Here is a 12,206-nt window from a genome sequence, read left to right as displayed (position 1 = left end):
GATAAAATAATTAGATTAAAAATGTTTTTTGAAAATTGTTAGCTGCTAAAAACTTATGAGGTACTGAAAATTTCTTTGCGTTAACTTTTGAGAACCATTTCTTTATCATTCCTACTCCATTCACTCCATGATCCAACGTACAGTTTTGGAATAGGTAAACCTGCGTAATCCATTGCCAGCAATGTATGGCAGGCCGTAATTCCAGATCCACAGTGCACGATAATATTTGCAGGTTTAATGTGTTCCAGCGCTTTGGCGTATTGGGTATTTAGTAATTCAGGCGCTAAAAAGCGTCCGTTAACATCTAGATTTTCAGTAAATGGAATATTGATCGCACCCGGAATGTGCCCCGCGATGGTATCAATTGGCTCCACTAAGCCAGCGAATCTATTGGCATCGCGAACATCAATTACGAGGTAATCATCTTTTTTCGCAACATTCTCCACTTCGTCCATATCAGCTAAGGGAAGATTCCAGTCTTGGGTTTCATATTGTTCTACCGATTTTGGTGTTTCTGATTTATTCGTCGTCGGGAAACCCGCTTTAACTGCCGCCTGAAATCCACCGTCAATTACCTGTACTTTTTTATGGCCGATAGCTTTTAACATCCACCAAAGTCTGGCAGCAGCGTTTCCGCCATTTTTATCGTCGTAAATAATCACATGGCTGTGCTTTGTAATGCCGAGTTTTTGCAAAACTAAAGCGAATTGTTCCGGTTGCGGTAGGGGATGCCTTCCACCAATGGCGTAATCTGCGATGTTTGCCAAATCCTCATTTACATCGGCAAATAAAGCGCCGGCTAAATGCTGTTCATGATACCTGGCTTTAGCGCCAGCACTTGCATCAATGATTACAATTTCATCATCAAGGTTCAGCCAGTTTAAATCCTCGGGTTTTATAATTGGGGATAGTTTTGACATATTCAGTTAAGATTTTTTAATTAATGAAAATACACCTATCGCGGGGCCAAGGGCCAAAATCGTGTAAATATAATGCGAATTCATTTCTTTTGATAAAATATTGATGGTTTGGATGCTGATAATTGTGACAGCAAAGCCTATACAATTAACTAAAGTGAGTGAAGTTCCTTTTAATCTTTCCGGTGCATGTTTAGCAACCAGTGATGAAAACAGAGGCGAATCTGCTGTGCCTGATAGACCCCAACAAAAAAGGAAGATCAAAAACAGATAGGTGTTTTCAAAGAAGAGAAAAATGGGTGATAGAATACAGCACAATCCTGAAATAGATAAAGCGATGGTTGCTAATTTTTTAGCTTCGAATTTCTGAGAGAGTATGCCTCCAAGCATACATGATATGCTCCCTGAAGCAATAATTAAAAAAGAAAAAAGGGAAGTGTTTAAACCCGCATTTGCATGTGTTTGACTATAAAGTATGAGCATAGCAGGGAGGAATGCCCAGAAAGTGTACAGCTCCCACATGTGTCCGAAATAACCAAACGCCGCTGCACGGAACTCCGGGTTTTTAAAAGCCCCAAAGCAGGAGCCTAGGCTGAATTTTTGCCCTGCAACCCTAAATGGCCCATTTGGCACAAAAAATAGGATGCAGCATGCACCAATACCTGATAGCGCTGATGTGGCGTAAATTACGTATTGCCACGAAAATTTTCCGGTAAACATTTTAAGCAGGTGTGGAAACGCAGTTCCTAAAACCAATGCTCCAACAAGAAAACCCAACGATTTGCCTAAACCGTCTTTAAAGTAGTCGGCTGCGATTTTCATTCCAATCGGGTAAATCCCAGCCAGCATAAAGCCTGTCAGGAAACGAAATAAAAGAACCATATGGATATCGTTCACTTGTAAACAGATGCAGAGGTTAAAGAGTGCTGCTGCTATACCGCAAACAAAGAAAACTTTAGACGGTGAAAAAATGTCTACTATTGCGGAAAACGCAAATATCAGTGTGCCACTAATAAAACCAAACTGAACCATGCTGGTAAGGTTGGCCAGAAGATTTATTTCGCCGGGGAACTTTTTAATGATATCGAAAAGTATTGCATTGCCTGCGAACCATAAAGAGGTGCATAGAAATTGTGATAGCACAATTATGTGTAAGATGTATCTGAATTTTTTGGTAGTCGGCATTTGAAAATTGTATCACAATTTTAAATAAAATAAACGGATGAACAGGGCATTTTCCCCGCTAATTGAAACTAGGAAACCTGCGAGAACAGGAACCTGAATTTAGTTCGTGTAGAAATGATGTTTAAGGCTGTATACCTAGTGATCTGACAAGACAGAAAAATAAGTAAAATGATACCAACATCAAATGGAATTCGTACCGGGCTGTTGCGTTAAGTTCCATTGATACTCCGTACAATCTCCGTACAAACTCCGATGAATCAGATCATTTGGGCACAAATTCTCAATACCAGAATTCAATGGATTACATCAAATTTGGAAGCAGATTTTCTATGTGTTAAAGTGAATCTGGAAGTCGCTTTTCTATTGCCCTTAAACTAAGAAGCATCATCCTTGATATCGAATTGCGTTTCTACAATTTTTCCACCTGTACGAAGTTGATTACTCAACATTTCTTCCTGTTCTCTACGATTTTTAACAATATGTATGGCGGAGAATAATGCTTCGGTAAATGAAGTTGAATCAGCAAGATCTTTTCCGGCAATGTCATATCCGGTACCATGGTCAGGAGAGGTACGTACAAACTTTAATCCGGCAGTATAGTTTACCCCATTATGAAATGCCAATGTTTTGAAAGGAATTAGGCCCTGATCGTGATACATAGCTAGTACAGCATCGAATTTTTTATAGCTACCATTTCCAAAAAAACCATCAGCAGGGTAGGGTCCGAAAACCATCATTCCTTTATCATATGCTTCCTGAATGGCGGGAGTTATAATTTCTGCCTCTTCAGCTCCCAGTAAGCCGTTATCACTTGCATGCGGATTTAAACCTAATACGGCAATTTTTGGTTTTTCGATCCAGAAGTCTTTTTTCAAACTTTCATTAATTAATTTCAGTTTGCTGATAATCTTTTCCTTTGTGATTGATGTTGGAACCTCTTTAACAGGGATGTGACCGGTAACCACACCTACACGTAGATTTTCGCTAATCAAAAACATCAATACATCTTTACTACCACTCTTCTCCTGTAGATATTCGGTGTGACCAGGGAAAGCAAAAGTATCTGACTGGATATTGTGTTTATTGATTGGAGCGGTAACCAACGCATCGATATCGCCATTTACCAAGTCGGCAGTTGCCTTTTCCAATGAAAGCAAGGCATATTTTCCGCCTGTTGCGGTCACCTGGCCCAGTTCGATTTTCACATCTTCTTCCCAGCAGTTAATCATATTGGCTTTTTTCGATTGCGCCTGATTAGGATGATTAATTACATTGAAACTAAAATCTCCGAGGTTGTTGGCTTTTCTATGAAACGAAGAAACTTTGGTGTGTCCGTATACAATTGGTGTGCAATAGTTTAAAATGGCCGGGTTAGATAATGTTTTGATAATTACCTCTAAACCTATGCCATTTACATCGCCTATACTAATACCAATTTTAAGTTTATCGCTCATCATTACTGAAAAATTTTAGCGCAAAATACTGATTTTCGGTTAAACAGGTGCTTACCGGATAAAAATTAGTTATTTTGTAAAAAAAAGTCAGTCAACAAACGCAGCTATTGGAGCATGGAGAACTGGTTGTTCTTCATATTTTCTGTGTTTACATGGCAAGAAATTATAAGGATGAGTTTAGTAAAAGCAAAAAAACATTTAGGTCAGCATTTTTTAACTGATAAAGGAATTGCCAATAAAATTGTAGAAAGTTTGGTGCGTACTGATCAGTATAACCAGGTTCTTGAAGTTGGCCCTGGAATGGGGATCTTATCTGATTTTTTGCTTCAACGTAAAGATTTTCAGACCTACCTGATTGATATTGACACGGAATCATTCCACTTTTTGAATGAAAAATATCCTCAGCTGGGCGATCGATTAATTAACGGCGACTTTTTAAAGCTTGATTTCGATGCTATTTTTGCTGATCAGTTTGCCATTATAGGTAACTTTCCGTACAACATCTCATCACAGATTTTATTTAAGATTTTAGATAACCGGCATAAGGTAGCGGAAATGGTTGGCATGTTTCAAAAAGAGGTTGCTCAACGCTGTGCTGCTCCATCAGGAAGTAAGGAATATGGTATTTTAAGTGTATTTCTTCAGGCTTATTATAAAATCGAATATCTTTTTACCGTTAAACCCGGCACTTTTAATCCGCCACCTAAAGTCCATTCTGCCGTAATCCGCTTAACCCGTAACGAAGTGCAAACGTTAGATTGTGATGAAAAATTATTTTGGCGTGTAGTAAAAGCCGGTTTTAATCAACGTAGAAAAACACTGCGCAATGCGGTATCGGCCGTAATGCCAAAAGACAAAATGGATAACCATGTATATTTTGAGAAAAGGGCTGAACAGCTAACCGTTGCAGATTTCGTAGCTTTAACACAGCACATAAGTAAGCTGATGGAAGCCTAGTTTTGGCTACTCTATTTCTTGCAAATCCATGATGATTTTCGTTAATTTTCTCCTTTTCTTTGCGATGCAATTTCTTAAATATGATGATTAATTACAGTGAAATATTTAGCGGTCGGGGGATGGATTATTTAACTTACCGTGCTTTGGTAGATCAGCTTTTATTGGAAGGGAAAGCTACGGGTGAGGTGACTTACGATTTGCACTACACTAAAATGAATGTGCAAAGGATGAGTCGCGTTGATAAGACGATTAGCTTATCTGATGAGTTTGTATCAACTATTGAAAGCCTTAAAGCCAGGTATAAATTTTTAGTAATTACTGAGGGATGGTGTGGCGATGCTGCACAGATTATTCCGGTTTTCAATAAAATTGCTGTTGCATCACTGGGCAAAATTGAACTGAAATTTGTCCTTCGAGATCAGAACCTGCCATTAATTGATGCACATTTAACTAATGGTGGCAGGGCAATTCCTGTTTTGATTATGCTCGATGAAAATGCAGATCGGGTGCTGGCTACCTGGGCGCCACGTCCTCAGGTTTTACAAGAACTTTTAAAAGAGTGGAAAAAAGAAAGTACTGAAATGCCCATACTTGCTGAGAAATTGCACGGATGGTATGCTAAAGATAAAACGCAAAGTACTCAATCAGAATTGCATGAACTTTTGAAGGGGCTGGAAAAATAATTGTCCCGATAAATTGCTTTTCAGTTGCTTGAGTCTAATCGACAGAAACTGTTAATCCTTCTTGTTGCAGAATTTTTCTGTAAACTTCCATTTCAGTAAAAGATCCTTCCAATACCGGGCATTTTCCTTCGTTGTGCACTTTCCAGGCAATTTTTTCGCCTTGGGATTCACTATAATCAAGGTATTTCATCATGCAATGAATCACATGATCGAAGGTATTGACATCATCATTCCACAAAATAAGGCGATGTACGGTTTTCAGGGAAGTTAGAATTTCTTCGAGCGTAAAGGTCTCTTCTTTGGTTTCTGTAGACATGGGTGCAAAAATAAACATTACTATCAAGTATTTAGTATCATGTTTCAAGATTTTGTTCGTTTGTGAATAATAATGGCTTCGGCAATAAATGATTAACTTTGTTTAACCACAATATAAAGTAATAAACATGCACCAATCCAAAATAGCGGGAATAGGCTACTATGTTCCTAAAAATGTATATACCAACAATGATTTGAGTCGTTTTATGGAAACAAGCGACGAATGGATACAGGAACGTACCGGAATTAAGGAACGTCGTTTTGCCGACCGTAATAAAGAGACAACGACTACCATGGGTATAGAAGCCGCTAAGATTGCGATAGAGCGTGCGGGGATTACCCCAAAAGATGTTGATTTTATTGTATTTGCAACATTGAGTCCTGATTATTATTTTCCAGGTTGTGGTGTTTTACTTCAACGTGAAATGGGAATGGGCGAGATTGGGGCACTGGATATCCGTAATCAATGTTCGGGGTTTGTATATGCACTTTCTGTAGCCGACCAATTTGTTAAAACAGGTATGTATAAGAATGTTCTGGTGGTGGGGAGCGAAAAGCATTCGTTTGCAATGGATTTTGAAACGCGTAGCAGAAACGTATCAGTAATTTTTGGAGATGGTGCAGGAGCCGTTGTCTTGCAGCCAACGGATGAAAAAGGAAAAGGGATTTTGAGTACGCATTTGCACAGCGATGGCGCAGATGCTGAAATTTTAGCGATGTATTATCCCGGTTCTCACGCTAATAAATGGATGAAGGATAAACCTGCCTTCCCTGATCAGGAATTAGGCGGATTGTTTATGACTCCGGAAATTTTAGAAAGCGGAGCAGCCTTGCCTTATATGGACGGGCCATCGGTTTTTAAAAAAGCAGTGGTAAAATTTCCTGAGGTAATCAAGGAAGCTCTTGCTGTAAACAATTTAACTGAAAAAGATATCGATATGCTGGTGCCTCATCAGGCTAACCTGAGAATCAGTCAATATGTACAGCAGTTGTTAGGTTTGAGGGACGATCAGGTTTTTAATAATATCCAGAAATATGGAAATACCACCGCAGCATCAGTTCCCATAGCTTTGTGTGAAGCCTGGGAAGCTGGTAAGATCAAAGAAGGCGATTTGGTTTGCCTTGCTGCATTTGGATCAGGTTTTACCTGGGCAAGCGCATTGATCAGGTGGTAATAGCATTTGCCTTTCTTAAACCAAATGCTATCTTCGCTGTAATCTTTCATCTTTAGATACATAAAATGCGCGCAGTTTTACAAAGGGTTACACAGGCAAGTTGCACAGTTGACGGCAAGATCACGGGACAGATTGGTACTGGATTTTTAGTGCTTTTAGGTATTGAAGGTGCCGATAATAGTGAGGATTTGGATTGGCTTGCACAAAAAATTGTCAATATGCGGGTTTTTGGTGATGAAAATGATTTAATGAATAAAGCATTGGCAGACATTAACGGCGGTATTCTATTGGTCAGTCAGTTTACTTTATTTGCATCTACTAAAAAGGGTAACAGACCGGGTTTTACTAAAGCTGCACGGCCAGATGTTGCTATTCCCCTTTATGAAAAAATGGTCGAAAAGCTTTCACAATTACTGGGTAAGAAAGTAGAAACTGGTATTTTCGGGGCCGATATGAAAATCTCGCTTCTGAATGACGGGCCTGTTACGATTTTAATTGATACAAAAGATAAAGAGTAAGAGATAACTTCATTTATGACAATCAAAGAAGCACAGGAAACAGTTGATCAATGGATTAAAACTACCGGAGTCCGTTACTTTAACGAATTAACAAACACGGCTATTTTGATGGAAGAGGTAGGAGAGGTTGCCCGGATCATGGCCCGGAAATATGGTGAACAATCTTTTAAAAAAAGCGATGAGGAGGTTAATCTCGCCGATGAAATGGCTGATGTCATGTTTGTGCTGATATGCCTGGCCAACCAAACAGGAATCAATCTTACTGCAGCACTGGAGAAAAATCTGGAAAAGAAAAGTATCCGCGATGCAGACCGGCATAAGAACAATAAAAAGATTAACCCTTAAGCTTTGCTAAGCGGTTGGAGGAATAAACTCCATTAAAGTACGATAAGCAACAAAACGATTTTTATATCTCTCATTTAACTCGTTTTGAAGGGTCGGAGCATAAATTTCCTGATATTTGTTATAGTTTTCAATAGATTCTACAACGTACTGGGCGCAATATGTAACCCCTTCATTCGGTGAATCCAAAACCTTCAGGAGTCTGTTTGATACAAACATCTCGGTGGCCATAACTGCCGGAACATGAACTTCGTGCATCCATTTCAACCAGTCTTCCGCAGCAGTTTCTTCCAAAATTAAAGTGACATTATATAAAAGCATGTTGCAAAGATAACCATTTGGGAAATGTTAAAAAAAACATTAGAATATCATTTTTCTTTCGTTTAATTATTTGCAAAAAATTAAATTTGCACAACCCTATTGTTTAGTAATGCTGTCAAATAACGCTCACAAAGTAGATAACTCAACCCGAAACTATATTTATACCGGATACCTTACCGCTATTTTTGGTGGTTTATTGGGTATTATAATAGGATGGGATTTAATGAAAAAACGCCGTTCTCTTTCCACTGGCGAAAAGGGATTTGCTTATTCGTTAAGCGACCGACAACATGGGGCCAGAATCCTGATCCTGTCTGGTATTTGCCTGATACTTCTGCTTACATTGGTGATTATCGCACTGGATGCTTAAACAGGGTTTTTAGCAAGAAGTGCTGAATTTAAACCCCGTCGCCCCTCAAATTTCTAAATCTTTTCCTTGCCTCTCCACTGAACATGCTTCCCGGATAATCGGTTATCAGCTTCTGGAAGTAAATTTTCGCCTGGGCAATGTCATTCAGATTCTTTTCACAAAGATCCCCGAGCGTAAAAAGTGCATCATCCGTCCAGATGCCATCTTTGAATTCTTCGGTGATTTTTTTTAAAATGTTTGCAGCAGATTGAAATTCGCCGGATTTAATTAGAATTCTGGCCTTACTCATCATCACAGCATCGGTCAAACCATTTCCCGGGAAGGCGATAGAGATGCTATCGAGTTTTTTAATCGCCTGGGTTGGTGAATTCCTGAATACAAGCATTTCAGCGTCGGCATACATCTTTAAGGCGTTACTGTCTGCAGGGCTTTGAATATTATCTGAAATTAACAGGCTTAAATTTAGTGCATCATTGGCGATGAGTTGAGAGGTTGCGGCTTTGAGTACTAAACATTGTCCGTTACTATATTCGAAATTACCCTGATAAAAGGAAAGTCTTGCGCTTCTGAACCGGGCTTCATTACCAATTGGCTGCCCTTCAAACTGTTTGGTTACCTGCTCATAAACTAAAAATGCTTCCCAGGGTTCGTTAGTAAGAATGTAAATATCGCCAAGATCGAGCTTCAATTGGCCAATATCCTGGGTGCTCAGGCCAGGCATCTGAATGGCATCTTCCAGAATTTTCTCTGCTTTGTCTGGCTGACTCAGATAGTAAGCCTGCAAGTTGGCCAGCTTCTTAAGGGCAAACAACGTATTTTTGTTCTTACCATTTTCATCTATCAGTGTTTGGTAGTCTTTGGCGAGAATAGCTAAATCTGCCGCTGTATACTTTCCCGATGTTTGTAAATTATATTTGGTATTTAACATTTCAATCTGCGATGGCAGATAAAAAGGACTGTCTTTGCCTTTTGTTAATAAATATTCGTAAGCTTTAATCGCGGTTTCATATGCTTTGTTATCTACAAAAATATAAGTAGAATTAAAGAGGGTTTCGCCACTCCCCTTTGTTCTTTTATCAAAAGCGATGAGCTGGCGTAAAGCCATGTCGAATTCCCGCTGCTGAATAAAATTCCAGGTTAAAAGTTGAATGAAAACTTCTGCATCAGGCGATTTTTGTACTTTACGCAGAATAGCCGTCTGAAAAGTTTGGTAATCTGCTTTATCTTCGAGAACAGACGATAATACCGCTTCTGCTTGTGGCAATACCTGGGGCATGGTTTCAAGTACATCAAGATATTCCTGCATGAGCATAGATTTATCTTTTCTAAACCGGTATATATTTAACAGTTCAAACGTGAATGCCTGCTCATTACCCAGGATTTTTCTTCCTTGTTTGAATGCTTGTATTGCGAGATCGTAATTTTCAAAGCGGTAAAAATTATTCGCCAGGTTTCTGATTTTAAATTCTTCTTTAGGTAGCTTGGAGATGGCCTCGTTGAAAATTTTGCTGGCAGCCTGCACGTCACCCTTCTCCTGGTAAAGTTTACCCAGCGCTATGTCATACCCATCGTTTGCTGGATTTTGACGAATTAGTTTTTTAACCAGTTTTTCGGCAACATCATACCGTTTGAGCTTAAGCAGCGCGTTGAAATAAATATCAAAGTAACCCTCATTATTTGGACGATCCAACAGTTTCTCTAATAACGAGGCAGCTTTTTCATAATCACCATCCTGATAGTATTGAATAGCGAGGGAAACGTCATCCTGGGCAATTTGTTGATTTTGGCGAAAAACCTGTGCGTTTGTCCCTAATGATGCCAATAAAAAGAAAATGAGGATTAAGCGATTCATAAGCTTGCATTATAATATTTAAATGTAACATTTTAATACAGTTTTAGCTTAAATAGTGGCCTGCAGAAAACGTATTTTAAATGTTACCTGTATTTTATTTTGCTTATATGCTATAAACATTAAATTGAAGCGAGCGACGTATATAAACGTTGCATAAGTAACATTGTTGGTGTAAATCATGCTTAAGTTGTTGTGATGCGTATTTTTGTCATCCCGTAATTATTTGTCTATGTTGAAGAGGATATTTTTAATCGTTATAGTTGCTGTCATTTCTGCCTGTAATGGCAATAAAAATGATGGGATTATACCTGTTGACGATTTCTTCAAAACGCAGGATAAGGCCTATTATCGCTTGAGCCCTGACGGTAAGTGCCTTTCTTATCTTAAACTACAGGCAAAAAAACTCGATTTGTTTGTAGAAGATATTGCTACAGGTAACAGCATTCAGTTAACCCATCTTACTGAAAAAAGCATCAGCTTTTATTTCTGGACCAGTAATAATGAGCTGATTTATTATACTGAAGATGAGTCCAAAGAGCGTCGTTCTGATATTTTTGTCATCAATAAAGATGGCAGTAAACAAGTTCAGTTGAGTTCAAACGAAAAAAGCAGGTTGCGTGTAATCGAGGATCAGTTGATTGACGACAAGTATATTATTGTTGCTTCTAACAAACGTGATTCTACTGTTTTTGATGTATACAGGTTAAACGTTCGGGATGGTAGAATGGATATTGCCGCTAAAAATCCAGGCAATATTACAGAGTGGATTACAGATAACAAAGGGGTTTTGAAGATTGCGGTATCCAGCGATGGAGTGAATGAAACACTCATGTATAGAGAAAATGAGAACCAAAAGTTTTTACCTGTTATTACCAACAACTTTGAGACTACCCTGCAACCCATTGCTTTCTCCGAAAAGGAGGCAAATGTACTTTATGCGATTTCAAATGTTAACCGTGATAAAAATGCTTTGATTGCCCTTGATTTGAAAACCGGTAAAGAAAAACAAGTTCTTTTCGCCAGCGATACGCTCAATGTTGTAGATGCAAAATATTCCCGCACACAGAAGAAAATGCTTTTTGTAACCTGTGAGACTTGGAAGAAGGAAAAATTTTATCTTGACGACAGTACAAGGACAACCTATTCTAAAATAGACAGGCTTTTGCCTGGGACAGAGTGGCGTATTATGGACAAAGATAAAATGGACAATGTTTTTGTAGTGCGTACGTTTACAGACAAAAATCCGGGTTCATATTATCTGTATACTTCGCAGGATAATAAACTTAAGGAACTAACTGATATTAACCCGGCAATTAGGCAAGAATCAATGTGTGCAATGAAGCCAATTAGCTTCAAAAGTAAAGATAGTTTAACGATTAATGGTTATCTTACCTTACCAAGAGTAAAAAAGGCAACCAATCTACCTGTAGTAGTTTTACCACATAATGGTCCGGGGGGACGGAATAACTGGGGTTACAATGCAGAGGTGCAGTTTTTAGCCAATCGTGGTTATGCCGTTTTACAGGTAAATTACCGTGGTTCTACTGGCTACGGAAAATCATTTTATGCTGCAGGCTTTAAACAATGGAGCGATAAGATTCAGTCGGATGTTAATGACGGCGTGCAGTGGTTAATTGATCAGAAGATTGCTAATCCTAAGAAGATTGCGATTTATGGGAATGGTTTTGGCGGCTATATTGCATTGAATTGTTTATATAAAAATCCTGATATTTATAAGTGCGGGGGATCAAACTCTGGCGTGATAAATTTATTTAGTTACTTTAAAACCATTCCACCATTTTTGAAAACCAATTTGCAGATGTATTACGAAATTGTAGGAAATCCGATTACAGATACGGAATACATGCGTTTTGCCTCTCCTGTTTTTCATGCTGATCGTTTTAGATCACCTGTATTTATTGCTCAAAATCCTAAAGATCCTCGGGTCAATGTAGCAGAAGGAGTCCAATTTATAAAAGAGCTTAAAAAGCGCAATGTTCCGGTTACTTATATTGAGAAGGAAGAAGGTCCTAACCCGGTAGTTCGGCAGCAGGGTCGGACAGCATTATACAAAGCATTAGAAGTGTTTTTGCAGGAGAATCTAAGTAAAAAGTAGG

13 protein-coding genes are annotated in these 12,206 nt (G+C 38.7%); 7 read left to right on the top strand and 6 right to left on the bottom strand.

Features of this window, described 5'->3' with window-relative positions; translation table 11 throughout:
- Nucleotides 1-80: 80 nt before the first annotated feature.
- From AC570I_RS12135 to pdxA, 3 genes are all read right to left on the bottom strand, one after another.
- Nucleotides 81-920, bottom strand: coding sequence for a sulfurtransferase (locus tag AC570I_RS12135; RefSeq protein ID WP_047798947.1), 840 nt, complete (start codon nucleotides 918-920; stop codon nucleotides 81-83).
- A 6-nt stretch (nucleotides 921-926) separates the two neighbouring features.
- A complete protein-coding gene (locus AC570I_RS12130; RefSeq protein ID WP_497405633.1) occupies nucleotides 927-2,060 on the bottom strand; it encodes an MFS transporter in 1,134 nt (377 codons plus the stop codon).
- A gap of 416 nt (nucleotides 2,061-2,476) precedes the next feature.
- The gene (pdxA, locus tag AC570I_RS12125) at nucleotides 2,477-3,556 is read right to left on the bottom strand and encodes a 4-hydroxythreonine-4-phosphate dehydrogenase PdxA (protein ID WP_497405684.1); all 1,080 of its coding nucleotides are present in this window, start codon (nucleotides 3,554-3,556) and stop codon (nucleotides 2,477-2,479) included.
- Between the two features lie 171 nt (nucleotides 3,557-3,727).
- On the opposite strand from pdxA, the gene rsmA reads away from it, so the two are divergent.
- On the top strand, nucleotides 3,728-4,513 hold the full coding sequence (rsmA, locus tag AC570I_RS12120) for a 16S rRNA (adenine(1518)-N(6)/adenine(1519)-N(6))-dimethyltransferase RsmA (protein WP_497405632.1): 786 nt from the start codon (nucleotides 3,728-3,730) through the stop codon (nucleotides 4,511-4,513).
- Nucleotides 4,514-4,593: 80 nt separating this feature from the next.
- A complete protein-coding gene (locus AC570I_RS12115; protein ID WP_497405631.1) occupies nucleotides 4,594-5,196 on the top strand; it encodes a thioredoxin family protein in 603 nt (200 codons plus the stop codon).
- Nucleotides 5,197-5,230: 34 nt separating this feature from the next.
- On the opposite strand, the gene AC570I_RS12110 is transcribed toward AC570I_RS12115, so the two are convergent.
- Nucleotides 5,231-5,512, bottom strand: a complete 282-nt coding sequence (locus AC570I_RS12110) for an ATP-dependent Clp protease adaptor ClpS (RefSeq protein ID WP_047798943.1) — start codon at nucleotides 5,510-5,512, stop codon at nucleotides 5,231-5,233.
- A gap of 127 nt (nucleotides 5,513-5,639) precedes the next feature.
- On the opposite strand from AC570I_RS12110, the gene AC570I_RS12105 reads away from it, so the two are divergent.
- From AC570I_RS12105 to AC570I_RS12095, 3 genes are all read left to right on the top strand, one after another.
- Nucleotides 5,640-6,686, top strand: coding sequence for a 3-oxoacyl-ACP synthase III family protein (locus AC570I_RS12105; protein ID WP_497405630.1), 1,047 nt, complete (start codon nucleotides 5,640-5,642; stop codon nucleotides 6,684-6,686).
- Nucleotides 6,687-6,751: 65 nt separating this feature from the next.
- Nucleotides 6,752-7,204: a D-aminoacyl-tRNA deacylase gene (gene dtd, locus AC570I_RS12100; protein ID WP_497405629.1), complete on the top strand. Its 453-nt coding sequence runs from the start codon at nucleotides 6,752-6,754 to the stop codon at nucleotides 7,202-7,204.
- A 15-nt stretch (nucleotides 7,205-7,219) separates the two neighbouring features.
- Complete coding sequence (locus AC570I_RS12095) at nucleotides 7,220-7,549, top strand: nucleotide pyrophosphohydrolase (protein ID WP_497405628.1); 330 nt, start codon at nucleotides 7,220-7,222, stop codon at nucleotides 7,547-7,549.
- A gap of 6 nt (nucleotides 7,550-7,555) precedes the next feature.
- On the opposite strand, the gene AC570I_RS12090 is transcribed toward AC570I_RS12095, so the two are convergent.
- Complete coding sequence (locus AC570I_RS12090) at nucleotides 7,556-7,867, bottom strand: DUF4286 family protein (RefSeq protein ID WP_047798939.1); 312 nt, start codon at nucleotides 7,865-7,867, stop codon at nucleotides 7,556-7,558.
- 109 nt (nucleotides 7,868-7,976) lie between these two features.
- Here AC570I_RS12090 and AC570I_RS12085 point away from each other — a divergent pair, with 109 nt between their 5' ends.
- Nucleotides 7,977-8,237 carry a hypothetical protein gene (locus AC570I_RS12085; RefSeq protein ID WP_497405627.1) on the top strand — a complete coding sequence of 87 codons (261 nt, stop codon included), beginning with the start codon at nucleotides 7,977-7,979 and terminating at the stop codon, nucleotides 8,235-8,237.
- 28 nt (nucleotides 8,238-8,265) lie between these two features.
- On the opposite strand, the gene AC570I_RS12080 is transcribed toward AC570I_RS12085, so the two are convergent.
- Entirely contained in the window at nucleotides 8,266-10,089 is a 1,824-nt protein-coding gene (locus tag AC570I_RS12080; protein ID WP_497405626.1) for a tetratricopeptide repeat protein, read from the bottom strand.
- Between the two features lie 229 nt (nucleotides 10,090-10,318).
- On the opposite strand from AC570I_RS12080, the gene AC570I_RS12075 reads away from it, so the two are divergent.
- Nucleotides 10,319-12,205, top strand: coding sequence for a S9 family peptidase (locus AC570I_RS12075; protein ID WP_497405625.1), 1,887 nt, complete (start codon nucleotides 10,319-10,321; stop codon nucleotides 12,203-12,205).
- Nucleotide 12,206 lies beyond the last annotated feature (1 nt).

The organism is Pedobacter sp. A2324, assembly GCF_059693705.1.
This window is presented reverse-complemented; position numbering and strand designations above follow the sequence as displayed.

Excerpts from the sequence above, each read along its gene's own strand:
- AC570I_RS12135 (WP_047798947.1), bottom strand. The coding sequence starts at position 920 with ATGTCAAAACTATCCCCAATTATAAAACCCGAGGATTTAAACTGGCTG.
- pdxA (WP_497405684.1), bottom strand. The coding sequence starts at position 3,556 with ATGAGCGATAAACTTAAAATTGGTATTAGTATAGGCGATGTAAATGGC.
- rsmA (WP_497405632.1), top strand. The coding sequence starts at position 3,728 with ATGAGTTTAGTAAAAGCAAAAAAACATTTAGGTCAGCATTTTTTAACT.
- AC570I_RS12115 (WP_497405631.1), top strand. The coding sequence starts at position 4,594 with ATGATGATTAATTACAGTGAAATATTTAGCGGTCGGGGGATGGATTAT.
- AC570I_RS12110 (WP_047798943.1), bottom strand. The coding sequence starts at position 5,512 with ATGTCTACAGAAACCAAAGAAGAGACCTTTACGCTCGAAGAAATTCTA.
- AC570I_RS12105 (WP_497405630.1), top strand. The coding sequence starts at position 5,640 with ATGCACCAATCCAAAATAGCGGGAATAGGCTACTATGTTCCTAAAAAT.
- dtd (WP_497405629.1), top strand. The coding sequence starts at position 6,752 with ATGCGCGCAGTTTTACAAAGGGTTACACAGGCAAGTTGCACAGTTGAC.
- AC570I_RS12095 (WP_497405628.1), top strand. The coding sequence starts at position 7,220 with ATGACAATCAAAGAAGCACAGGAAACAGTTGATCAATGGATTAAAACT.
- AC570I_RS12090 (WP_047798939.1), bottom strand. The coding sequence starts at position 7,867 with ATGCTTTTATATAATGTCACTTTAATTTTGGAAGAAACTGCTGCGGAA.
- AC570I_RS12085 (WP_497405627.1), top strand. The coding sequence starts at position 7,977 with ATGCTGTCAAATAACGCTCACAAAGTAGATAACTCAACCCGAAACTAT.
- AC570I_RS12080 (WP_497405626.1), bottom strand. The coding sequence starts at position 10,089 with ATGAATCGCTTAATCCTCATTTTCTTTTTATTGGCATCATTAGGGACA.
- AC570I_RS12075 (WP_497405625.1), top strand. The coding sequence starts at position 10,319 with ATGTTGAAGAGGATATTTTTAATCGTTATAGTTGCTGTCATTTCTGCC.